The sequence below is a fragment of the Allochromatium vinosum DSM 180 genome, from assembly GCF_000025485.1.
Classification (GTDB): Bacteria; Pseudomonadota; Gammaproteobacteria; order Chromatiales; family Chromatiaceae; genus Thermochromatium; species Thermochromatium vinosum.
Window position 1 is genome coordinate 2969007 of the sequence record NC_013851.1, and the last position, 23233, is coordinate 2992239.

The following is a 23233-nucleotide window of genomic DNA, read 5'->3' on the forward strand; positions in this document are numbered from 1 at the left end:
CGCCTCCCCCTTCTACAACCGACAACGCTTTACCGAGGCCCTCATGCTGAAAGAGCTTTGGAACGACGCCGAGGGCGGCTTCCATCCCGCGAGCGCCCCCGATTTCCTGCCCCAGACGGCGCTCAAGGAAGTCCAGCTACGCCGGTTGCGCGCCGTGGTCGCGCGCGCCTATGCCAACGTCCAGCTCTTTCGCGAGCGTATGGACGAACGCGGACTGACGCCCGAGTCGATCCGGTCGCTCCAGGACATCCGTCATCTGCCGTTCACGGTCAAGACCGACCTGCGCGATACCTACCCCTTCGGACTCTTCGCCAGCCCCATGAGCGACGTGGTGCGGCTCCATGCCTCATCCGGCACAACGGGCAAGCCGATCGTGGTCGCCTACACGCGCGAGGACGTCGAGGTCTGGTCCGAGGTCATGGCGCGCACCTTCGCCTCCTGCGGTCTGCATCGCGGCGACATCCTGCAGAACGCCTTCGGCTACGGACTCTTCACCGGCGGACTGGGCGCGCACTATGGCGGCGAGGCGCTGGGCGCGACCGTGATCCCGATCTCGGGCGGCAACACCGACCGCCAGATCATGCTCATCCGCGACTTCAACGTCACGGCACTCTGCTGTACCCCGAGCTACTTCACGCACATGGTCGAGCGCGCGCGCGAACTCGGCATCGATCTGCGCGATCTGCCGCTGCGCGTCGGCATCTTCGGCGCCGAGCCCTGGACCGATGGGATGCGCCATCACATCGAGGCCGAGGCGGGCATCAAGGCGTATGACATCTATGGTCTGTCCGAGATCATCGGCCCCGGCGTGGCCGCCGAATGCTCGGCCCAGGACGGACTGCACGTCTTCGAGGATCATTTCTATCCCGAGATCATCGACCCGGATACCGGCGAGCCGCTGCCCGACGGAGCGGAAGGCGAGCTGGTCATCACCACCCTGAGCAAGAAAGCGATGCCGATGATCCGCTATCGCACGCGCGACATCACCTCGCTCATCACCGAACCCTGTTCGTGCGGACGCACCATCCGCCGGATGCGGCGCATCGGGCGGCGCTCCGACGACATGTTCATCATCCGCGGCGTCAACGTCTTCCCGTCGCAGGTCGAGGCCGCGCTCATGGCCGTCGAGGGCACGCTGCCGCACTATCAGATCATCCTCACCCGCAAGGGCGGCATGGATCGCATGGCCGTCGAGGTCGAGGTCACGCCCGAGGTCTTCAGCGACAGCATCCGTGGACTGGAAGACATCCGCACCCGTCTGGCCCAGTCGATCGAGCGGATTCTCGGCATCCGGGTCGAACTGCGTCTGGTCGAGCCGCACACCCTCGCGCGCAGCGAGGGCAAGGCCAAGCGCGTGATCGATCGGCGCAACGAAGGTTGATTTCTCAAGCGAGCACACGGCTATGAAACTGCAACAACTCTCGCTCTTCCTGGAAAACCGTCCCGGACGGCTGGAAGCCCCACTGTCGGCCATCGCCGCCGAGGGCATCAACATCCTCACCCTGTCGCTGGCCGATACGGCCCAGTTCGGCATCCTGCGTCTGATCGTGCGCGACTGGGAGAAGGCCAAGCGCGTGCTGGAACAGGCCGGCTGGGTGGTGAACCTGACCGAGGTGGTCGCCGTCGACGTGCTCGACCGTCCGGGCGGTCTGGCCGAGGCGCTGCGCATCCTGGAAGACGCCGACCTCAACATCGAATACATGTACGCCTTCTCGCTGCGCCGCGGCGACAAGGCCATTCTCATCTTCCGCTTCGAGGATCCGGATCGCGCGATCCAGGTGCTGACCGACAAGGGTCTGCACGTGGTCGATGGCGAGGAGTTGATGTCCTTCGTGCCATGATGTCAGTGAGTTCAACGACGACGAATCAGGCCCATCCGATGTGGGATCGGGCCGCCGAAACCCTGCCGCGCGCCGAGCGCGAGGCGCTGCAACTCGAACGGCTGCGCGCCCAGGTCGAGCGCGCGCGGCGCGTGCCCTTCTATCGCGACATCCTCAACCACCGCGAGCTCGGGCCGCACAGCATCCGTTCGCTCGACGACGTGCGGCGTCTGCCCTTCACCACCAAGGACGACATGCGCCGCCAGCATCCGCTGGGACTGCTCGCGGTGCCGCGCAAGGAGCTGGCGCGCATCCACGGCTCGTCCGGCACTACGGGTAAACCGACCTTCGTCGGCTACACCGCCGGCGATCTCCAGATCTGGTCGGACCTGTGCGCGCGCTTCCTGGTCGCCGGCGGACTGCGGCCCGAATACACGGCACAGGTCGCCTTCGGCTATGGGCTTTTCACCGGCGGCTTCGGTCTGCACTACGGCATCGAGAAGGTCGGCGCCGCCGTCATCCCGGTGGCCGCCGGCAACACCCGCCGCCAGCTCGAGATCATGCGCGACCTCGATCCCGAAGTGCTCATCTGCACCCCGAGCTATGCCCTGACCATCGCCGACACCGCGCGCGAGATGGGGTTGGAGCCGCGTGCGCTGCCGATCCGCATCGGTCACTTCGGCGGCGAACCCTGGACCGAGGACATGCGCCGCGAGATCGAGGAGCAGCTCGACATCCAGGCGTTCAACAACTATGGCCTGTCCGAGATCATCGGCCCCGGCGTGAGCGGCGAGTGTATGGCGCGCACCGGGATGCACATCCAGGAGGATCACTTCCTGGTCGAGTGTCTCGACCCCGAGACCCTGGAGCCGGTTCCTGAGGGCGAGCCGGGCGAGCTGGTCATCACCGCGCTCACCCGCGAGGCCATGCCGATGATCCGCTACCGCACGCGCGACATCGCCCGGCTCTATCGCGATCCCTGCCCCTGCGGGCGCACCACCCTGCGCATGAGCCGGGTCACGGGCCGCACCGACGACATGCTCATCATCCGCGGCGTCAACGTCTTCCCGTCGCAGATCGAGGAAGCGCTGTTGCGCGTCGAGGGCACCACGCCGCACTATCTGATCGAGGTCAGCCGTCCGGGCACGCTCGACGAGGTCCACGTCAAGGTCGAGATCCATCCCGAGATCTTCTCCGACCGCATGGACCGGATGCAGGCGCTGTGCGAGCGCATCAGCCGCGAGATCCAGACCGTCGCCGGCATCCGCGCCCATGTCGATCTGGTCGAGCCGCGCAGCATCGAGCGCTTCGTCGGCAAGGCCAAGCGCGTGCTCGACAAGCGCGGCCTCACGGATTGAATCGCCCGACCCTTTTCACCCCACCATGAGAAACCACCGATGAAGCATCCTGTCCTGCGTTCAGCCCGATTCGTCTCGCTCGGCCTGACGGCGCTCCTGGCGAGTGCCCTGTGTTCATCCATCGCCCTGGCCGAGGAGGACGGCGTCTTCATCGAAACGGTGAATCGCAGTTCGGGACTGACCGGCGAGGCGCCGACCGAGGAAGTCAGCCAAACCTTCGTCGCTCACGGCAAGATGAAGGTCGCGAGCGCCGACCCGAACGGAACCGACATGATCCTCGATCCGGCCACGGGTGAGATGACCTTCATGAATCACGGCGTCAAGGAGTTCTACAAGATCAACGCCAAAAGCATGATGGAAGGGCTGTCCAAGCCGGGTATGGATCAGATGCGCGCCATGATGGAGCAGACCAAGGTCACGGTCGAACCGACCGACGAGACGCGCGAGATCAACGGCTGGAACTGCCGCAAGTATCGCGTGGCCAAGACCGGCATGATGGAGATCGAGCAGGAGATCTGGGCCACCGAGGACGTGGATCTGGACCTGGATCGTTACACCGATCTGATGAGCCTGTCCGGCCCCGATGGTCTGCTAGGTGATTCCGAGGCCGGACGCGCGCAACGCGCCGAGATGGAGAAGATCAAGGGCTATCCGATCCTGACCAAGTCCAAGATGCAGCTCATGGGCACCAACATGGAGAGCGAGACCGAGGTGCGCGTCATCCGCCGCGAGCCGATGGCGGCCAGCCTGTTCGAGGTGCCGGCCGATTACAAGGAACGTGAGATGAACATGCCGGGCGCGCCGAGTGCGCATGGTGCGCCGGCCGGGCATCCCTGAGTGTGATCGCGGCTTGCTCGGGCCATGCGCCCGAGCATAGCGTCGAGCAGCGTGACTCCCTGCATCGTCCTCGATCGTTCTGGCCCGTGACAGGGCTGGGCTGTAGCCACCATGCCGACGCGGGTGTCGGAGTTTTCGATGATCTTTTTCAGCGGGGGCATGGATTAGGTTTCAGGTTGGGGCATTGGCAGCCGCTGGGTCGGCGCCTGGAGGCAAAGACACCCCATCGATTTGCCACCGAGTAAACTGTTCGGGGACTTGACAGCGAACCCGTCGAGCAGGATTGGCGGCCAGGTCGAATCGGTCGGCGGCGTGGCGTTGGGGGCCGTCATGACGCTCTCCCGGTCATGGATGAATCAGTGTGTCTTCCACGACCTGCTGGATGACCTCGTTGTCGAAGCTGCATCCGGTGTCACGCTTGATGACGAGGCGGATCTTGTTGATGACGTCCTCGGTCAGGAGGGCACGGATGAGGCTTTCGCGTGTCAGGGCGCTGACCTCGTTCCAGTGTTTCTCCAGCATCCCCTTGCGCGTCATCCCAAAGCGCGAGATCAACAACAGGCGTTCGCAGTCCTCCAGACTGACATCAGGCAGCAGGTCAACCGAGAAGACCAGATTGGCCGTGACCATGTCATGCGTAGCGATATGGTAGACGCGCCAGGTGGCGAGATTGGTCAGCAGTGCCCAGCGGATGCCGGAATAGGCACCGTAGGAGGTGGACTGGAAGACATGCTTGTCGCGCAAAGTGAGTCCTGCACGCTTACTCTCGCCGACGATGAGATCCTGATCACCGACAGCCAGCACATAGTCGGCCTTGCGCCCCTGAACCTTCTGCTCGGCCTTGATCTCGTCCATTGAATACCCGAGCACGTCCATCAGGATCTTGTCGAGGATCATGCGGGTATTGCTCTCGTTGAGCTGATTGTCGACGGCGGCCCGGATTTGCGGCAGGAAGCGGCGCAACGCCTTCTGCAGGGCTTCGGCCTTTTCAGCGCGCACCTGCTTGGGTGAGCGACGGCGACTGAGGGTGACGGGTGGATTGTTCCTGTCGTCTTCGGAGGCTTCAGTTTCCTCGGCCGTCGACGACTGGAGGTTGACGCCAAGTGCTGTGGCCAGGGTGTCGAGTCCACCGTTGTACCCCTGCCCCACGGCACGGAACTTCCAGGTTCCCTGGTGGCGGTAGAGATCACCAAGCATCAAGGCGCGTTCCCGTCCGGCAGGCTTGAGATCGAAGCGAATCAATTCGTCTTCGCCGGCCAGATCCGTGAGACGAATGTAGAGTTGGTCGAGCAACCCGCAATGAGGGCAGCCTTCGACATCGGGTTCAGTCGCCAGGGTGACGGTGAAGATGATCTTGGTGACATCTTCGGGGACACGATCCAAAAAGGCGCGGAAACGGCGCTGGTCGTCGTCTGGCTCGCTCTCCAGAATGAGCGAGCCGCACGGTGTTTCGGCCTGGTTGTAGAAGACGAAGTCCTGATCGTGTCGTACCTGGCCTGTCGAACCGATCAGAAACGCACAGGCGTCGATGTCCCAGGACACCCCGGCATCCCACCCGATACCGACGAGGATACGGTTTTGAACCAGCGGCGCATTGGCCCCCTGTTGCAACTCCAGCCCCATGATCTCATCCCTCAACCTTGAACCATGACAGGATGATTGTAGCTACAAGCGTACTTGAACACACACCGATCGAACCGAGATCCGTCTCAACAAGCCCTGTCCTGACGTTTCAACAACCAGACGACTGAACCAAGGCCGCAATTCGGGCGCGGTCGTATTTGCCTGAATCGAGCAGCGGCAGCCACTCCAGTCTGAGAAAAGCGCGCGGACACTCGGGGCCGCTCAGATGGCTTTGGCACCAGTCGGCCAATTCGGTCTCATCACGTGTGCCGGCATAGACCGCCGTCAATCGATGCCCCCAAACGGGGTCCAGGCCGGCGACGATCTGCACCTCGCTCACGCCAGGCGCCTCCTGCACGACTTGGGCGACCTTGGTCAGTGACACATTCGTTCCGCCGATCACCCGCCTATCGTCGGTGCGTCCCAATATCCGCAACTGCTCCGTATCAGTCAGACAGCCGAGATCGGCCGGCGCGAACCAGCCCCCCTCCTCCAGTCCCTGCCCTGGCCGACGTTCAGGATTGGCGTAGCCGAGCATCAGCATGGGTCCACGGATGCGCAGACGTTCGGGCGATGCGTCACACCCCGGCGCCTCGACGTCGACATCGGGCAGGAGCGTACCGACGAGGCTGGTATCCAGCTCGCCATCATCCACCGCGAGCGGTCCACTGGTAGCGATCTGCGACCCGGTCTCGGTCATGCCATAGGTGAGCCGGATCGGCCAGCCGGCCGCCAGCGCGCGTTCGGCCAGCGGACGGCTCAGAGCCTGTCCGCCGACCAGCACCACGCGCAGACTCGGCGGCGCCCGCCCCCCCAGATCCAGCAGACGTGCGAGCATGGGCGGAACGAGCGAGACATGGGTCACACCATGCGCCTCCAGCTCGCGCCGCACGGTCGGCGCATCGAAGCCATCATGCAGCCGCAGACGCGCGCCCGCGCGCGCCGCGCGATAGAGAATGGCCGCGCCGCCGATATGACTGAGCCGCAGACAACAGAGCCAGGTCGACTCGGCCGTGACGCCGAGCCGCGCATTGACGCGACTGGCCGAGGCCCGCAGTCCGGCGTAGCCGTGCATGACGATCTGGGGATGACCGCTGCTGCCGCTGGTCTTGATCAGGAGCGCGGCGCGTGATTCGGGTGAGACGTGTGTGGTTTGGGTCGCGTCCGAGAGCGGGACCAAGCCGGTCGAATCAGGATTCCACAGCCATTCGACCCCAGCCAGCTTCGCCAGCGCCAGACGCTCGGTCGGGTCGAGGCCAGAACGATAGGGAAAGAGCCCGGCACCGATCCGGCCGAGCGCGAGCATCGTCAGGGTCAGATCGAGGGCAGGCGAGTCGGGCGCCATCACGACCTGTCCGGGTCTCAGGCCGCACTCCATGAACGCAACGGCACGCTCAGCGACCTGATGCGCAAACGCATCCGCCTCGAGCCGGTCCCCATCGGTGATGAGCACCAGCCCCGGATCGTTCAACCAGTAGGAATCGTGCGGAAGCGAGCGACGCGCTATGACCAGCGCCCCTCGAACAGGCAGCTTGGATCGCCCATGGCCTGACAGGCGGTCTCGGTGAAGACGGTATCCGGATGCACCAGCACCCGGAACAACCGCTCGAAGGTGCCGGCATAGAAGTCGCACAGCGGCTCATCGGCCATGGTCCCGCGACAGAGCGGCGAATGCGTGATCTCGATCCGTGGCGGACTCTCGGACGTGACGGCGAAATGCCCGGTCCCGACGAAGGTCCAGGCATTGCCCGAGATCGCCTTGAGCAGGGTGCGACTGGCCAACTTCGCCGGCAGGATCTTGAGCAGCGCCTGAGCCGGACGCGGAATGCGCCGCGCGAGCAGATAGTCGCCGGTCCGCCGCCCGGCATCGCGCGCGATCTCACGCGCCTCGGCGATCCCGAGTTCATCGCGCAACGCCTGTTGCAGCGCGATGACCTCTTCCTCCGGCACCATGGCCTCGGGGAGCGCATCGAGATAGCCGCCCAGGCCGGCCCGCTGGAACACCGCCTCGGCGACCGTGCGCCCGCGCTGTTCGTTCAGCGCCTCGAAGACGCGGATGATGGCATTGGGGCCGATACGGCCATGATTGTCTGTTTGACTCACGAGGACATCCTGAAACGCCACTGACTACTACTGCAATCGATCAGATCGTCCTGATCGGAACAGAGACCATGCAGGATGTAACGCCCCTGGGGCGTGACCCGAATGCCCTCCTCCGAGATCTCGACCAGACCCTGCTCGGCCTTGCGGCAGAGCTGTTCGTACTCGTGATCGAGATCGGCCGCCGAACTGGCCGGAAGCTGAAGATTGCACATGAGATGGAGCAGAGCCTGACGCCGACGCCGGTCGGCTTCGTCGAGACGCCGGCCCCAGGCCACGGGGAACTGACCATTGTTCAACCGCATCTGCCAGACACGCAGATCGCTTTCGTTGCGGATCAGCGCATCGGCCAGTTCGGCCGTGCCGCTCGGCCCGAACGCCAGTACCTGACGGTCTGCGCTGGTGGTGTAGCCGAGCGAGTTGCGATAGAGCCGCCCGTCGACCTGCGCCTCATAGAGCTCGTCGTCTTCGAGCACGAACAGATCCAGTCCGACCCAGCGATAACCGGCCTCGGTGAAGGTGCGCACGGCGCGATGGAAGAGCGCGAGTTTTTCGGCGGGGGTCGGGAGATGGGCGGTGTTGATGGCGTGCTGGTGGGGGCGGCGGGCGGGATCATGGGCATAGCTGAAACAGGCGACCCGATCCGGCCCCAGATCCAGCACCTGGTCCAGAGTCGCCTGGAAGCCGCGCGGAGTCTGGAACGGCAACCCATAGACCAGATCCAGATTGATGCTCTCGAACCCGGTCTGGCGTGCGGTCAGGAAGACATCGCGCACCATGTTGAGCGACTGTACCCGCCCGATGGCGCGCTGCACGTCGAGATTGAGATCCTGGACGCCAAAGCTGATACGCTCGAAGCCTAGGCCATGGATGAGTTCGAGCTGACCGACCGAGGCACGACGCGGGTTGCACTCGATGGAGGCGCAGGACTCGGGAGCCAGTTCGAAATGGCTCTCGACGATCTCCATCAATCGTGCCAGTTGCGGTTCGTTGAGATGGTTCGGGGTGCCGCCGCCGACATGGAGCTGCTGAATCGGACGACGCCGACCGATGCGCTCCGTCACCATGTCCATCTCGCGCTCGAGTGCGTCGAGATACTGGTCGACTTTCTCCAGACTATGCGTCACCGTCGTGTCACAGGCGCAGTAGAGACAGCGCACATGACAGAAGGGCACATGGATGTAGAGCGCTAGATTACCATCAGGTGCCTGACGAAGTGTGTCCAGGACGTCCAGATACTGCGTCTGTGTGAAAGGCTTGTCCCCGGCCGACCCCAGGGAGGACATCGGACAACCAGGCGCCGCGAGGTCGTGCCGTTCGAGGAATTCCAATGGAAGGCTCGTAGGGAGAGGAGGCGCCATGTCTGTCACCCACCGAATCGGTTTGAGTCGTTGTCATTCTAGTCCTCACAGCGGGAACCCGCACGATCGCCTGACCCCGACGCAAGCTCCTGAACACGCCTCACGCCGTCCACGCAGCGACTGTCATATCGGCGCGATTCGATCGCGCATCGCCAGCGATCACTCGACCGGACACGGGCGTTCAGATTGGATTGACTCGGGATGCACCGCAAGCGCTGGAGTGCGACGGTCCCCAAACGTCGAGCGGGGAGTATAGCGAGACTCGCCCCCAAGCTCCAGTGTATCGCCTAAAACTGAAAAAGTTCCCAAGCCATGGGGCGCCCAACGGGACTCACCGCGCGGCCGCTTCAGACCATGGTGCCGTCAGGGTGAGGCAACCACACGCTGGTGCGTCATCGCATCGTTTTCGGTCGTGCTCGGATGCTCAGTCTGGTCCTGGTGAGGCGGTAGCGCCCAGGCCCAGAGCGCCTCATCAGGCAACGGCAGCACCAGGAGCCAGTGCTCCAGGATCGCGAGTCCCAACAGACTGGCCACCAGGATCAGCCCCACGGCGTCGGCACCCGTGACTTCGGGCGAGAGCGCCTCCAGCACGATCAGCACATCGACGATGGTGGCCAGGGTGACGGAGACCGGAAACAGCAGATTCATCGCGCGCTTGACCATGTAGGTCTTGAGATAACGCAGCGGCTCAGGCAGCCAGTCCTCGTTGAGGTTGGGCACGCCCAGGAACAGATTGAGCTTGGCACTCCAGCGCATGATCCAGAGCACGATGAAGGTCCAGGTACCGACCTTGTTCGGCTCGCCCCAGGTGGCCAGCACCATGAACAGCACGGTGCCGAGGATCAGGAGTTCATGATAGAGACTGGTGAGGATCGCCAGTCCGAAGCGCCTCCACTTCGAGCAGCCCGGCGGGCAGGCCGTCTTGCGCGGCCCGGTGATCAGGCCGGTGAAGTAGCTCATCTCGATCACGCCCCAGATCACCACGCCCGCCGTAAAGGCGACATAGGCACCGGCCACGCTGGTCGAGGCACTACTCACGATCAGGACAAAAATAGCGATGGCCAGGACGACCGAACCGCCCATCAGCGTCCAGCGGAAAGTGCGTCCGGGCAGATTGTCGAGATAGAGCACGACCCCCGTACTGAACCACCAGAGTCCGAGCGCGAACAGGAGTGGGAAACCGTAATCAGCCATGCGTGAACTGCGTCTCGGAGGTAGTCGGCGTGGAGGATAGCGGAGAACGGCCCGATGACGGGCCGTTTGTGATCAGAGCCGACACGCGCACGCCCGCTTGCGGACGCACCCGTGTTCGGCCCTCCATCTCAGCGCTGCACGGGCGCCGAGGGCAGGAACACCGCGAACGACGCCTCGTTGTCCACACCATAGGCACGCAGGTCGAGCCGGATCCCCGTGATCGGGTCTTCGAGCGTCAACATGCCATCCTCGCGCCGCGCTAGATGGAAGGGTTCGCTGATGTCGGCCTTGAACCCCTTGCGCTGGCGTTCCATGCTCCGCAGCATGCCGCGCACGAATCCCTCTCCGCCGGGCGGCAGGGTCTGGATGAGCTCGCCCGAGGCCCCGTCACGCACGGCCATGGAGCCGTCCGTCTGCTCGACGAAGCGGATGTCGCGCGACTCGACCTCGGCCAGGAAGGGAGCCTGGGGCATCATGTAGCCGGTCAGACGCGCAAAGGCGATCATGACGATGGTGAAGCCCAGCAGGGCGCCGACAGCGATCAGGACGCCCTTGGGAAAGGTGCGCCCCTCGAATGCATCACTCACTCACTGACCTCATCAGGATAGGGTTTCGGTCGCGGATGCCAGGGCCGCGTCGTCCATCGCCTCGGTGCCGGATACCCGCGCCGTCGCTTCCGACTCCAGATAGTCCTGGAGCGCTTCGGCCAGGATGCCGGCGACCTTGGCTGCATCCGGTATGGTGCGCAGCATCGGCTGGACCGGGGCGAAGTGCCAGGGCCGCACATGCGGCCAGAAGATCATGTAGGACGGCTTGGCGGATTGATCCAGGAGCAGTGGAATGTCCCCGGTGCCGTCCTCGTAGACACGCAGATCCGCTGAACGTACCTGCTTGAACGGCAGGTTCATCATCATCGGCAGGGCTGCGCCGATACGCATGACCACACGCCTGTTGGTGATGGTGTAGAGACTGGAGCGCGCCATCGACCACCCCAACCAGGTCAGGGCGCCGATGGAGACGGCCGCCAGCAGCAGGATCCAGGTCAGTCCCTGGACCAGGCTGGCCAGGGTCAGACCGTCCGAGGCATCCACCAGCACGGCCAGGACCGCCAGCACGCCGAAATAGATCGCCACCTCACGGACATGAAAGGCTCGCCGAGCCAGGGATTTCCAGCTCGGCGAACCCTGCCAGAGCACCTCCTCCCCAGGAGGCAGGCGCTCGGGCAAGCCCGGAATGGGCTCGACGTCGTATTCCCTCACAGCAGAGGACCGGCACGCTCAGCTGTGGCGTAGAGCTTGCCGCCCGCGTAGTAGGCGCAGACCTTGTCTTCCTCGTAGAGGGTGATCTGGTCCGGCTTGGCCAGCGTCGGGACGTTGGCGAAGTGCGCAGCCTTGATTGCGGCGACCTTGACCTTACGTGCCTTCTTGTCGAAGCGGCTGAAGCCGATCGGCAGCAGGACGTTCTTGCCGCCGGCGGCGACCTTGACTTCCAGATAACGGATCTGCGGCTCGGAGCGGTCGACCCAGACGTCAGAGACAGTACCAGCGACCTCGCCGTCGAGACCGACGACGGTCATGCCGCGCGGATCGGGATCACGCTCGGCGATGGAGAAATCAGTGGCGACACGCAGCGGCACGATCTTGGGCAGACCCTCGAAGGTCAGATCGCAATGCTTGGCGCGATCGGGCGAAGCGGACGGACCGAAGCCGGAGAGCATGGGATCGCCGTTGGGCTCGAAGGGTGCGCCCGGGAAGGGAGCGACCGGCGTAGCGTTGATCGAGGTCGGAGCCTCGACGCGCGGAGCCATGACGGTGCCGGCATTGTGCGGCAGGACGAAGGTCTTGGGCTCAGCCAGATCGGGGAAGCCGACAACCTTGACGCGACCGCCTGAGCGCTCGGTGCGATCGGAGTCGAGCGGATAGCCTTCGCGCTTGTCTTCGCGACGCAGATAGATGATGAGACCGGCGAAGAAGAACCAGAAAGCCCAGATGGTGAGCTGGGCGACGTCCATATATTCAGTGATGGCAGCAGACATGAGTTAACCTCCGTAGGAGTAAATAGCTAGCCAGGACAACAGCTAGACCGATGCGTGGCGACCGCCGTGGACCGAATCCATTCGCCAGGCGCACGGACGGACCCAGGACGACCAGCGTAGCGAAACACAGATCTCGATTCCAACCGCCTTGGGTCTGCCGGAACAGCACGCCAAGGCCCCACACCCAACCGCCGCGATGGACAGCCCCCATCGCGAGCGTCTTACCGCAACGTCTCAGCGCGGGAGCAGCTCCAGCCCCTGAGACATATAGAACCCGACGGCGATGCGCCGTGTCCTCTCGGGCCGCCAACCGCTCAGCCCGGATTCCGCGCCGATCAACCCACGCAGTTTCGCCTCACTCACCGGCTCGATGGCCGGCGAGCGATCACTGCGCGGGAAGAGCTGACCGACCGCATGCATGATGGTCAGCGGAATCGTCCTCGGCGCGAAGGTGAAGACGATCGAACCGCTGGTACGCGCGGCCAGCCCCGCCAGGACTTTCACCACGTCCTCGGGACGATAGTGGATGAGCGAGTCCATGGCGACCACATGATCGAACCGACCATGGGCCGGATCGAGCATGTCGCCGGCCTGAAAATCGACCGAACCCGCCCCCAGATCGGACGGCAACCGCTCGCGGGCGATCTCGATCAGGGTTGGGGCGACATCGATGGCGACCACCTCGGCCCCGCGCCGCGCGGCCTCGACCGCCAGCATCCCGGTGCCGCAGCCGGCATCGAGCAGACGCTTGCCGGTCAGATCCTGCGGCAGCCAGCTCAGGAGCGTCTGACGCATGTCGTCGCGCCCGGCGCGCACCGTCTCGCGGATGCGGCTGACCTTGGCGTCCGAGGTCAGCTTGGACCAGGCGTCAGCAGCCGTGCGATCGAAATAGGTTTCGATCTTGCCGCGTCGTTCTTGATAGGAGGCGTCTGACATCAATTGAACCCCAGAAAATCGAAGATGTCGCGGTCGGCCATCGGACGGGCCTCCAGCGGCTCGACGCCATCCAACAACTGCTGCGCCAATTGCAGATACTGCTGCTGCGCCGCTTCCAGACCCGAGCCGGGTTCCGGCTCCATCTCGAACACGGTCGACTTTTTGAGACGACTGCGGCGGATGATGTCGAGATCCGGCAGATGGGCCAGACGCTTGAGCCCGACCGCCTCGGCGAAGCGGTCGATCTCGTCGGTGTTGCGACTGCGGTTGGCGATCACGCCACCGAGCCGGACCTTGTAATGCTTGGACTTGGCCTTGATCGCCGCCGCGATGCGGTTCATGGCGAAGATCGAGTCGAAGTCGTTGGCGGTGACGATGAGCGCGCGCTCGGCATGTTGCAGCGGCGCGGCGAACCCGCCGCAGACCACGTCGCCGAGCACGTCGAACACCACGACATCGGTGTCTTCGAGCAGATGGTGCTGCTTGAGAAGCTTGACCGTCTGACCGACCACATAGCCGCCGCAGCCAGTACCGGCGGGCGGACCGCCGGCCTCGACGCACATCACGCCGTTGTAGCCTTCGTAGACATAGTCGCTCGGACGCAGCTCCTCGGCATGGAAGTTCACCGATTCGAGAATGTCGATGACCGTCGGCACCAGACACTTGGTCAGGGTGAAGGTCGAGTCGTGCTTGGGATCACAGCCGATCTGGAGCACGCGCTTGCCGAGCTTGGAGAAAGCGACCGACAGGTTCGATGACGTCGTGCTCTTGCCGATGCCGCCCTTGCCGTAGACGGCGAAGACCTTGGCGCCCTCGATCTGCATGTCGGGGTCGAGCTGAACCTGCACGCTGCCCTCCCCGTCCGGGTGACTGGACAGGTGGAAGCCGCTGGATGATGCCTGCATCGTCACGCCGCCGCCTCCTGGAACACACCTTCGAGCCGATCTTCCAATTCTTCTCCCGCGCGTCGCAGCGCTTCGAGCGTCGCCTCGTCGGGCGACCAGTAGTTACGTTCATGGGCCTCGATCAGGCGATTCGCGACCTTGGCCGAAGCGGTCGGGTTGAGCGCCGCGAGCCGGTTGCGCATCTCCTCGTCGAGGACGAAGGTCTCGGTCAACTGCTGATAGACCCAGGGTGCGACCTGTCCGGTGGTGGCCGACCAGCCCATGGTGTTGGTGACATGGACCTCGATCTGGCGCACGCCTTCGTAGCCGTGCTTGAGCATGCCCTCGTACCACTTGGGGTTGAGCATGCGGGTGCGGGTCTCCAGTGCGACCTGTTCGGCCAGGGTGCGGACCACGCCGTCGCCGCGCGTCTGGTCGCCGATGTAGACCGGCACCTCGTCGCCCTTGTACTGACCGACCGCCTTGGCGATGCCGCCGAGCGTGTCGAAGTAGTGGTCGACGGTGGTCACGCCCAGCTCGACCGAGTCGAGATTCTGATAGGCCAACTGGACCTTGCCGAGACAGCTCTTGAGCAGTTCGGTCTGCTGCACCGGCTTGCCCGAGCGTCCATAGGCGAAGCTCTTGCGGCGGGTGTAGGTCTCGGCCAGCTCGCCCTCGTCGTCCCAGGTGCTGCTGTCGATCAGGTGGTTGACGTTGGCGCCATAGGCGCCGTCGGCGTTACTGAAGACGCGAAGTGCAGCGGTCTCCAGGTCGCCGCCGTGGGCGGCCTGATACTCCAGCGCATGCTTGCGGATGAAGTTCTGCTCGACCGGCTCGTCGGCACAGGCCGCCTGATAGGCGGCATCGGCCAACAGCTTGGTCTGCAAGGGCAGCAGGTCGCGGAAGATGCCCGACAGGGTCATGATCACGTCGACGCGCGGCCGGCCCAGTTCCTCCAGCGGGATCAGGGTCGCGCCAGCCAGACGGCCATAGTTGTCGAAGCGCGGACGCGCGCCGATCAGGGCCAGGGCCTGACCGATCGGACCGCCCTCGGTCTTGAGGTTGTCGGTGCCCCAGAGCACCAGCGCGATGGTCTCGGGGAAGCCGTTGCCCTCGGCCAGATGGCGTTCGATCAGGAGCGCGGCGTGTTTGAAGCCGTCCTTGACCGCGAACAGGCTCGGCAGCCGGAAGGGATCGAAGCCATGCAGATTGCGTCCGGTCGGCAGGATCGCCGGGGTGCGCAACAGGTCGCCGCCGGGCGCGGGCGGGATGAAACGTCCGTCGAGCGCGCGCAGGATGGCCGGGATCTCGGTGTCCTGGACCAGCAGACGGTCGATCTCGGCCAGCTCGCGGAAGAGCGTGACATTGTCCTCGGACGTCGCCATCTTGGCCGCCTTGAGCGCCTTCTCGGGCGACTTGCCGGCGATCAGGGCCTCCAGCGCGGCGCGCTCGGGGCGGATGTCCTTGGTGGACTCGGCGATCGCCATCAGCAGATCGACGCGCTCTTCCTCGGTCGGTCCCTCGCCGACGACATGCAGACCGTGCGGGATCAGGGTGTATTCCAGCTCCAGCACGTCCTCGTTGAGCTTGGCAATGCGCGACCCGACCTCGTCCTCGGTCCAGGCCGGCTCCAGTTGCGCCAGCTCCAGCTCGGCGGCCTGGGCCTGGATGATCTCGGCCAGGGATTTACGCTCATCGACCTCGGACGGCGGCAGTGAACGCCAGCGCTCCATCGAACCCTTGAGATCGATCAGGCCCTTGTAGAGTCCGGCATGGGCGATCGGCGGGGTGATGTAGCTGATCAGGGTCGCGGCCGAGCGGCGCTTGGCGATGGTGCCTTCGGACGGGTTGTTCGAGGCGTAGAGATAGATGTTGGGCAGATCCGAGATCAAACGATCCGGCCAACACTCGGCGGACATACCGGCCTGCTTGCCGGGCATGAATTCGAGCGCGCCGTGGGTGCCGAAGTGCAGCACGGCATGGGCGCCGAAGTCGTCGCGGATATAGCGATAGAAGGCCGTGAAGGCGTGGGTCGGCGCAAAGCCCTTCTCGAACAGCAGGCGCATCGGGTCGCCTTCGTAGCCGAACGAGGGCTGGATGCCGACGAAGACATTGCCGAACTGGGCGCCGAGCACGAAGATCGAGGCACCGTCGCTCTGCTGCTTGCCGGGGGCCGAACCCCACTGCTTTTCGATCTCGGCCAGATAGGGTTCGCGCTGGACGTGGTCGTCGACCGGGATGCGCGTATGCACATTGGCATGGGCGCCGTAGCGCGCGGCATTGCCGTTGACGATACGCTCGCGCAGATCGTCGACGCTCTCGGGGAGATCAACACTGTAGCCAGCGGCGTCGAGCGCGCGCAGGGTGTTGTAGAGCGAGGCGAAGACCGACAGATACGCGGCCGTACCCGTATTACCGGCGTTCGGCGGGAAGTTGAACAGCACCGCCGCGACCTTGCGCTGGGCGCGCTCGGCACGACGCAGACGCACCAGCTTCTCGACACGCGCGGCCAGCATCTCGGTGCGTTCCTTGTGCGCCTGCATGTCGCGCGCGCCGTCTTCCGCACCGCCGCCGCTGCGTCCGCCATAGACCAGCGAACCAGCGGCACCGTCGAGTTCGGGGATGGCGACCATCATGGTCGCCTCGACCGGCAGCAGACCCTGAGCCGATTCCTGCCACTGATCGAGCGTCTGGAACTCGACGGCGAGCGTGGCCAGATAGGGCACGTCGAGCCGCTTGAGAATCTCCTCGGCGGCATTCGAGTCGTTGTAGGCCGGACCGCCCACCAGCGAGAAGCCGGTCAGCGAGACCACGGCATCGACAGTCGCGATGCCGTCCTGCATGAAGAATTTCTCGATCGCCGGACGTGCGTCCAGACCGCTGGCGAAGGCCGGGACGACGTGCAGACCGCGCGCTTCGAGCGCCTGGATCACACCGTCGTAATGACCGGTATTGCTGGCGAGCACATAGGAACGCATCAGGAGCAGACCGACGCGGCCTTTCTTGGCGTCCTGGATGCCGGGCAACTGCGCGAGCTTGTCGGAGATGCGGCCCTTCATGCGCGGATGATAGAGACCGACCTCGGGATACTCGACCGGGGAGGCGACCTTGAGCGAACCGCGCAGATGCGCCCGCTCGCCACCGGCATAGCGGTCGACCAGGAAGCGGATCATGTTGCCCAGGTTCTCGTCGGAACCGGCCAACCAGTACTGGAGGGTCAGGAAGTAGGCGCGCACGTCCTGCGCGGTGCCGGGGATGAAGCGCAGCAGCTTCGGGATACGGCGCAGCATCGACATCTGCTGGGCGCCGGCGCTCTGCTGGCGCTCCTTGTTGCCACGCAGCTTCTTGAGCAGGGCCATCGGACCGCCGCTGGAGGAGCCGTCCATGCTGAAGCCGCCCATGCGGGTCATCTTCATCAGCTCCGAGGCCGACATGCAGACGATCATGGCGTCGCAGTGGTCACGGCGGGCAGAGAGCGCCGGCAGGATCGGCTTGAAGTGCTCCTCCATGACCAGCATGGTGACCATGATGATGTCACCCTCGGCGATGTCCTGCTTGCAGCGTTCGAGCGAGGCCGGATCGTCCGCCCACTCGGTGGCCGCGTGCAGCCTGAGCTGCAAACCCGGCAGATCGCGCTGAACCTGGGGGAGCGCGCGCTGCGTCGTTCCCGCCAGATGGCCATCGAGATTGACGATGACGACGCGAACCGGTGTCGCGTTGGAGCGGGTCTGATCAGCGGCCGAAGTGCGCTTTGGCATCGTAGAGCGTCTCCACAGTGATGGTCTGGATCCCGCGTTCTTCGGCGAAGCGCTCGGTGTTGCGCTTGGCTTTGCCACGCACGAAGAACGGGATCTTTTTCAGTTCCTGCTCGGCGTCCGGTGCCCACACCATAACCCCATCGGCGGCGACGGCAGTCTCCGTCGGCTCCGACTGAACTTCTGGCGCCAGCTGGCCCATGCGCGCGGTCGTTGGCCCCAGGTGTGAGGGTGTCGCGCCATCGTGAAACTCGAAATCCTCCCGGAACATGGTCACGAGGTGTTCCTCGAGTCCCATCATCAGCGGGTGGACCCAGGTGTCGAAGATGACGTTGGCGCCCTCGAAGCCCATCTGCGGCGCATACCGGGACGGGAAGTCCTGGATATGCACCGGCGCCGAGATCACCGCGCAGGGAACCCCCAGACGCTTGGCGATGTGGCGCTCCATCTGGGTGCCGAGCACCAGTTCCGGGTGCAGTTCGGCAACCTTGGCTTCCACCTCGAGGTAGTCGTCCGTGATCAGCGGCTCGACGCCGTAGCGCTTGGCCGCCTCGCGGACCTCGCGGGCGAACTCGCGGGCATAGGTGCCCAGGCCCACGACCGTGAAACCGAGCTCTTCGGCCGCGATCCGCGCCGCGGCCACCGCGTGCGTCGCATCACCGAAGATGAAGACCCGCTTGCCCGTCAGATAGGTCGAGTCGACGGACCGCGAGTACCAGGGCATTCTAGACGAGATTGGCTCGTGCGTCGTGTCGACTTCGAGCCCGGCGGCGCGCGCGGCTTCCTGGAGGAACTCACGGGTGGCGCCGATGCCGATCGGGACGGTCTTGACCACCGGCTGACCGAAGCTGCGGCGCAGCCAGTCGCAGGCTTGGTCGGCGACCTCGGGATAGAGACAGACGTTGAAGTCGGCCTCGGGGATGCGCAGCAGATCGGCGGGCGTGGCCCCGAGCGGGGCGACCAGATTGACGTCGATGCCGATCGAGTCGAGCAGGCGCGTCACTTCCAGAATATCGTCGCGGCAGCGATAGCCGAGCGAGGTCGGACCGAGCAGATTGGCCTTGGGCCGTGCGCCCTGAGCACGCAGTTCGCGCTCGGTGCCGGGTGCCGGGACACGGCTCTTGAGCAGACCGCGAACCATCTGATAGAAGGTCTCGTTCGCGCCCCAGTTCTCCTTGCGCGTATAGGCCGGCAGTTCCAGCGGCAGTACGGGCACCGGCAGCCCCATGCCCTGAGCCAGCGCGCCCGGCTGATCCTGGATCAGCTCGGCGGTGCAGGACTCGCCGATCAGGATCAGCTCCGGCTTGAAGCGCTCGTAGGCGGCCTCGACCGTGGTCTTGAACAGCTCAGCGGTGTCGCGTCCCAGATCGCGCGCCTGGAAGCTGGTATAGCTCACGGGCGGGCGCGAGGCACGGCGCTCGATCATCGTGAACAGCAGATCGGCATAGGTGTCGCCCTGCGGAGCATGCAGGATCAGGTGCACGCCCTTCATCGAGGCGGCGATGCGCATGGCGCCCACATGGGGTGGCCCTTCGTAGGACCAGAGTGTCAACTGCATGTCGTCAAACCTTCAGCAAGGCGCCGCGCACCAGGGGGCGCGCGAACAGCTCGGCCAGATCGGCCGCTTGATCGAAGCCATGGACCGGCGTGAACACCAGCTCGATCGACCACTTGGTGCGCAGGCCCTCGGCCTCCAGCGGATTGGCCAGCCCCAGACCGCAGACGGTGAGATCGGGCCGTGCCGCACGCACGCGGTCGAGTTGCCGGTCCACGTCCTGCCCCTCGGTCAGATGCAGATCCGGCGGCAGCAGCGGCAACTCGGCCTCCATGAGCTGACGATCCAGGAAGGGCGTGGCCACCTCGACCAGCTCCATGCCGCATTCGCGCTGGAGGAAGCGCGCCATCGGGATCTCGAGCTGTGAGTCGGGCAGGAAGCAGATGCGCTTGCCGGCCAGGAGTTCGCGCTGACGGGCCAGACCCTTCTCGGCGCGGGCGATGGCCGGAGCCGTGACCGCCTCCAGCCGCTCGGCGGGGATGCCCCAGGCGTCGGTCGCGGCCTTGAGCCAGGCGCGCGTGCCCTCGATGCCGAACGGATAGGGCGCGGTGAGCAGGGTCGCGCCGCGCTTCTGGAGCGCACGCGCCGTCTCGCCGACGAAGGGCTGGGCGAGCAGCATCAGGGTGCCGTTGCCGACCGACGGATACTCGGTCGCATGACGCGGCGGCAGGAATTCGACCGGGCCGATGCCCAGCTCGTCGAACAGCCGCTTGAACTGATCCTCGACCACATCGGGCAGGGTGCCGACGATCAGCAGCGAACGCTCGCCCGCCGGACGGGTCGGCAGTTCGGGCAGCAGCGCCTGCAAGCACGCATCCTCACCCTGGGTGAAGGCCGTCTCCAGCCCACTGGCCGAATAGTCGAGCACCCGCACCCGGCCGCGATAGACCTCGGACAACCGCTCGGCGGCCTTGCCCAGATCGAGCTTGATGACCTCGGACGGACAGGAACCGACCAGGAACAGGGTCTTGATGTCGGGACGGCGCTCCAGCACTTCGGCGGCCACGCGGTCGAGTTCCTGATTGCAGTCGGCCAGACCGGCCAGATCACGTTCCTGCAAAATCGCGGTCGCAAAACGCGGCTCGGCGAAGATCATCACACCCGCCGCCGATTGCAGCAGATGGGCGCAGGTGCGCGAACCGACGACCAGGAAGAAGGCATCCTGGATCTTGCGATGCAGCCAGACGATGCCGGACAGACCGCAGAAGACCTGACGCTGCCCCTGCTCGCAACGAATCTCGGGCGCGCTCATTCGGCGGCTCCGGCGAGTGCGCCGTCCTGGGCGCTATCCTTGCGCTGACCTTCGAGCCGGGCCATGCGCAGCTTGATCAGGAACTGACCGGCGTTGATGATGTAGGTCGCATAAGCGGCCAGGGCGATGAACATCTGAGTCTGACTGTCGAGCGTGAAGATCGCGATCAGATAGGCCGTATGCAGCGCCAGCACCAGCATGCTGAACACGTCTTCCCAGAAGAAGGCTTCAGCGAACAGATACTTGCCGAAGACCACCTTCTCCCAGATGGACCCCGTGATCATGATGGTGTAGAGCACCAGGGTCTTGACGATGACCGAAATGGTCGCGGCCAGATAGCCCTCGCCGGTCGCCAGATAACGCAACACGAGATAGAGGCTGATCAGGAACACCACGAACTGCACGGGCGCAAGGATCCCCTGAACCAGGGTCCATGACGATTCGTCCCGCCGCCGGCGCTCTTCCGGGGTGTAGAGTGGCCGACGCGGGGGCTGTGAGGCTGAATGCTGGGTCATCTGCTGTGCTTGGGCCGAAATGCGATTGAAAGATCCCCTAGATCTTCACTGAATCGTTAGCGGAAATCTAGTCCGCTTTCCCCGAGGCGTCAACCAAACTTTACGTAAACCTGACTTGACAACCCGGAACAAGCCACCAAAATAGGGGTCAAGCCCCGGATTGGGAGCCGCTCGACTCTGGCGTTTGCCCGATCCCCTACTCCTTAATAGGGAATAAAGATCTGCTTCCGTTCCAGTCCAGTGAGCCGGCCCGAACCGAGGATGAGAGCCTTGACGCGCCTGGGTATCGAGCCGAGCCGAATGAACACGAAAACTGGAGGTGACTGTCCATCGCGGCGGAAGATGCGTCCGATGGCCGCCGGGGAATCCATCGCGCCACTGGCCGTGGAGACTCCGCGCGCCTGTAGAGTCCTGGGTATGCCCATGTGGCTGTGGAGGGTCTGGTGGCCGTGAGTCCGTTCAGAGCTCCGACTGAAAGTCTCGGCACCCTCGATGCCGCAACGGCGGCAGCCTTGATCGAGGGACTGGCTGACGTCGCCGTTGTGCTCGACACGGCCGGGATAGTCCAGGACGTTTCCTTCGGCAGCGAGGATCTGCGCACCGATGTCGATGCCGACTGGATCGGTCAGCCGTGGCTGGCGACCGTTTCGCTCGACACCCGCCCCAATCTCGAAGCCCTGCTCGACGAGGTGCAGCGTGTCACGGTCACGCGTTGGCGCCAGGTCACCCATCTCGGCGCGCGCGGCACGGAGATTCCGGTCCAGTATCGCGCCCTGCGGCTCAAGGGCGACGACGGCCCGATCATCGCGGTCGGCCGCAACCTTCAGGGCATGGCGGCGCTCCAGCAGCAGCTCATCGACGCCCAGCAGGCCCTGGAGCGCGACTACTGGCGTTTCCGTCAGGTCGAGACCCGCTACCGGCTGCTGTTCCGCATGGTCTCGGAGGCCATCCTCATCATCGACGCGCCGACCCAGCGCGTGGTCGAGGCCAATCCGGCCGCCGGCCAGCTCTTGGGCGAAGCACCGGCGCGCATCATCGGTCGCCCCTTCCCCGAGGGCTTCGACACCGAAGGCACCCAGGCCATCAACGGCCTGCTGGCGGGCGTGCGCGCGGCCGGGCGTGCCGACGACGTGCGCGCGCGCTTGATCGACGGCACGGAAGAGTTCCTGGTCGCCGCCTCGCTGCTGCGTCAGGAAAACGCCTCCTTCCTGCTGGTGCGGCTGTCGCCAGTCCTGGCCGAATCGGCCTCCAGCGCGCCGCCTGACGCCAAGGCGCGCTATCTGCGCGTGCTGGAGGACGCCCCGGATGGCGTGGTCATCACGGATGCCGACGGGCGCATCCTGAGCGCCAACGCCACCTTCCTGAGCCTGGCCGAGCTCCCCACCGAGCAGCAGGCACGCGGTGAGTCGCTCGACCGCTGGCTCGGACGCCCCGGAGTCGATCTCAGCGTGCTCATGGCCAATCTGCGTCAGTACACCACGGTGCGGCTGTTCGCGACCCTGCTGCGCGGCGAATATGGCACCACCACGGATGTGGAGATCTCGGCGGCAGCCGTGCGCAATGGCGAACGGCCCTATTTCGGCTTTTTCATCCGCGACGTCGGGCGCCGGCTGCACAGCGAGCCGCCGGCCAGCCCCGAGCAGACACGCTGGCTGGATCAGCTCACCGAGCGCGTCGGGCGCGTGCCGCTCAAGGAACTGGTGCGCGAGTCGACCGACACCATCGAACGGCTGTGCATCGAGGCGGCGCTCAAGCTCACCGGTGACAACCGCGCCTCGGCCGCCGAACTCCTAGGCTTGAGTCGGCAAAGTCTGTACGTCAAAATCGACCGCTATGGCATCGTCGCGGATCATGCCGCACAGGCGCCTGCCGAAGAACCATAAAACCGTTTTGCCACGCCCGATACGCCTCACCATCGCGCCTGAATCCAACGACCTGTTTGCAGGTTCGGGGGTTCGCGCCTCGCGATGTCCAGGCGCCTCGGAGTCGGGCGATGCATGGATCAAAC

The 23233-nt window shown here is 64.9% G+C and carries 19 protein-coding genes; 5 read left to right on the top strand and 14 right to left on the bottom strand.

Translation table 11 applies throughout. The features are described from left to right. Positions 1-43 precede the first annotated feature (43 nt). Genes ALVIN_RS13105 through ALVIN_RS13120 form a run of 4 tightly spaced genes read left to right on the top strand, consistent with a single transcriptional unit; the run spans position 44 to position 4015 of the window. Complete coding sequence (locus ALVIN_RS13105; RefSeq protein WP_012971802.1) at positions 44-1381, top strand: phenylacetate--CoA ligase family protein; 1338 nt, start codon at positions 44-46, stop codon at positions 1379-1381. A 22-nt stretch (positions 1382-1403) separates the two neighbouring features. Further along, the gene (locus ALVIN_RS13110; protein WP_012971803.1) at positions 1404-1841 is read left to right on the top strand and encodes an ACT domain-containing protein; all 438 of its coding nucleotides are present in this window, start codon (positions 1404-1406) and stop codon (positions 1839-1841) included. A 38-nt stretch (positions 1842-1879) separates the two neighbouring features. Continuing rightward, positions 1880-3178 (top strand): phenylacetate--CoA ligase family protein, encoded by a 1299-nt coding sequence (locus ALVIN_RS13115; RefSeq protein WP_012971804.1) that lies wholly within the window; start codon positions 1880-1882, stop codon positions 3176-3178. A gap of 39 nt (positions 3179-3217) precedes the next feature. Beyond that, a complete protein-coding gene (locus ALVIN_RS13120; protein ID WP_012971805.1) occupies positions 3218-4015 on the top strand; it encodes a DUF4412 domain-containing protein in 798 nt (265 codons plus the stop codon). A gap of 345 nt (positions 4016-4360) precedes the next feature. Here the strand turns inward: ALVIN_RS13120 and ALVIN_RS13125 are convergent, their stop codons facing one another. The 14 genes from ALVIN_RS13125 to bchF all read right to left on the bottom strand — a co-directional run bounded on the left by ALVIN_RS13125 (position 4361) and on the right by bchF (position 21225). Next, complete coding sequence (locus ALVIN_RS13125; RefSeq protein ID WP_223295221.1) at positions 4361-5653, bottom strand: TerD family protein; 1293 nt, start codon at positions 5651-5653, stop codon at positions 4361-4363. A gap of 94 nt (positions 5654-5747) precedes the next feature. Continuing rightward, positions 5748-7109: an AMP-binding protein gene (locus tag ALVIN_RS13130; RefSeq protein WP_012971808.1), complete on the bottom strand. Its 1362-nt coding sequence runs from the start codon at positions 7107-7109 to the stop codon at positions 5748-5750. Positions 7110-7141: 32 nt separating this feature from the next. After that, a complete protein-coding gene (bchJ, locus tag ALVIN_RS13135) occupies positions 7142-7741 on the bottom strand; it encodes a bacteriochlorophyll 4-vinyl reductase (RefSeq protein ID WP_012971809.1) in 600 nt (199 codons plus the stop codon). Continuing rightward, positions 7738-9069 (bottom strand): oxygen-independent coproporphyrinogen III oxidase, encoded by a 1332-nt coding sequence (hemN, locus tag ALVIN_RS13140; RefSeq protein ID WP_223295222.1) that lies wholly within the window; start codon positions 9067-9069, stop codon positions 7738-7740. The genes bchJ and hemN overlap by 4 nt, the downstream gene beginning before the upstream one ends. 393 nt (positions 9070-9462) lie before the next feature. Further along, on the bottom strand, positions 9463-10293 hold the full coding sequence (gene puhE / locus ALVIN_RS13145) for a putative photosynthetic complex assembly protein PuhE (RefSeq protein WP_012971811.1): 831 nt from the start codon (positions 10291-10293) through the stop codon (positions 9463-9465). A 128-nt stretch (positions 10294-10421) separates the two neighbouring features. Next, positions 10422-10880 (bottom strand): photosynthetic complex assembly protein PuhC, encoded by a 459-nt coding sequence (gene puhC, locus ALVIN_RS13150; RefSeq protein ID WP_012971812.1) that lies wholly within the window; start codon positions 10878-10880, stop codon positions 10422-10424. Between the two features lie 12 nt (positions 10881-10892). Beyond that, complete coding sequence (gene puhB / locus ALVIN_RS13155) at positions 10893-11552, bottom strand: photosynthetic complex putative assembly protein PuhB (protein ID WP_012971813.1); 660 nt, start codon at positions 11550-11552, stop codon at positions 10893-10895. Continuing rightward, complete coding sequence (gene puhA, locus ALVIN_RS13160; protein ID WP_012971814.1) at positions 11549-12328, bottom strand: photosynthetic reaction center subunit H; 780 nt, start codon at positions 12326-12328, stop codon at positions 11549-11551. The genes puhB and puhA overlap by 4 nt, the downstream gene beginning before the upstream one ends. 234 nt (positions 12329-12562) lie before the next feature. Beyond that, positions 12563-13264 carry a magnesium protoporphyrin IX methyltransferase gene (gene bchM, locus ALVIN_RS13165; RefSeq protein WP_012971815.1) on the bottom strand — a complete coding sequence of 234 codons (702 nt, stop codon included), beginning with the start codon at positions 13262-13264 and terminating at the stop codon, positions 12563-12565. Next, on the bottom strand, positions 13264-14169 hold the full coding sequence (gene bchL / locus ALVIN_RS13170; protein ID WP_012971816.1) for a ferredoxin:protochlorophyllide reductase (ATP-dependent) iron-sulfur ATP-binding protein: 906 nt from the start codon (positions 14167-14169) through the stop codon (positions 13264-13266). Before bchL ends, bchM begins: the two co-directional genes overlap by 1 nt. Before the next feature lie 2 nt (positions 14170-14171). Beyond that, entirely contained in the window at positions 14172-17906 is a 3735-nt protein-coding gene (locus ALVIN_RS13175) for a magnesium chelatase subunit H (protein ID WP_012971817.1), read from the bottom strand. Beyond that, entirely contained in the window at positions 17881-19461 is a 1581-nt protein-coding gene (bchB, locus tag ALVIN_RS13180) for a ferredoxin:protochlorophyllide reductase (ATP-dependent) subunit B (protein WP_012971818.1), read from the bottom strand. The genes ALVIN_RS13175 and bchB overlap by 26 nt, the downstream gene beginning before the upstream one ends. A 4-nt stretch (positions 19462-19465) precedes the next feature. After that, the gene (locus ALVIN_RS13185; protein ID WP_012971819.1) at positions 19466-20710 is read right to left on the bottom strand and encodes a ferredoxin:protochlorophyllide reductase (ATP-dependent) subunit N; all 1245 of its coding nucleotides are present in this window, start codon (positions 20708-20710) and stop codon (positions 19466-19468) included. Continuing rightward, positions 20707-21225, bottom strand: a complete 519-nt coding sequence (bchF, locus tag ALVIN_RS13190) for a 2-vinyl bacteriochlorophyllide hydratase (RefSeq protein WP_012971820.1) — start codon at positions 21223-21225, stop codon at positions 20707-20709. Before bchF ends, ALVIN_RS13185 begins: the two co-directional genes overlap by 4 nt. Before the next feature lie 449 nt (positions 21226-21674). On the opposite strand from bchF, the gene ppsR reads away from it, so the two are divergent. After that, a complete protein-coding gene (gene ppsR, locus ALVIN_RS13200; protein ID WP_043796315.1) occupies positions 21675-23108 on the top strand; it encodes a transcriptional regulator PpsR in 1434 nt (477 codons plus the stop codon). The last annotated feature ends 125 nt before the right edge of the window (positions 23109-23233 follow it).

Bases quoted from the DNA above. Each gene is read 5' to 3' on its own strand.
- ALVIN_RS13105 (WP_012971802.1), top strand. From the start codon at position 44: ATGCTGAAAGAGCTTTGGAACGACGCCGAGGGCGGCTTCCATCCCGCG.
- ALVIN_RS13110 (WP_012971803.1), top strand. From the start codon at position 1,404: ATGAAACTGCAACAACTCTCGCTCTTCCTGGAAAACCGTCCCGGACGG.
- ALVIN_RS13115 (WP_012971804.1), top strand. From the start codon at position 1,880: ATGTGGGATCGGGCCGCCGAAACCCTGCCGCGCGCCGAGCGCGAGGCG.
- ALVIN_RS13120 (WP_012971805.1), top strand. From the start codon at position 3,218: ATGAAGCATCCTGTCCTGCGTTCAGCCCGATTCGTCTCGCTCGGCCTG.
- puhE (WP_012971811.1), bottom strand. From the start codon at position 10,293: ATGGCTGATTACGGTTTCCCACTCCTGTTCGCGCTCGGACTCTGGTGG.
- puhA (WP_012971814.1), bottom strand. From the start codon at position 12,328: ATGTCTGCTGCCATCACTGAATATATGGACGTCGCCCAGCTCACCATC.
- bchM (WP_012971815.1), bottom strand. From the start codon at position 13,264: ATGTCAGACGCCTCCTATCAAGAACGACGCGGCAAGATCGAAACCTAT.
- bchL (WP_012971816.1), bottom strand. From the start codon at position 14,169: ATGCAGGCATCATCCAGCGGCTTCCACCTGTCCAGTCACCCGGACGGG.
- ALVIN_RS13175 (WP_012971817.1), bottom strand. From the start codon at position 17,906: ATGCCAAAGCGCACTTCGGCCGCTGATCAGACCCGCTCCAACGCGACA.
- bchB (WP_012971818.1), bottom strand. From the start codon at position 19,461: ATGCAGTTGACACTCTGGTCCTACGAAGGGCCACCCCATGTGGGCGCC.
- ALVIN_RS13185 (WP_012971819.1), bottom strand. From the start codon at position 20,710: ATGAGCGCGCCCGAGATTCGTTGCGAGCAGGGGCAGCGTCAGGTCTTC.
- bchF (WP_012971820.1), bottom strand. From the start codon at position 21,225: ATGACCCAGCATTCAGCCTCACAGCCCCCGCGTCGGCCACTCTACACC.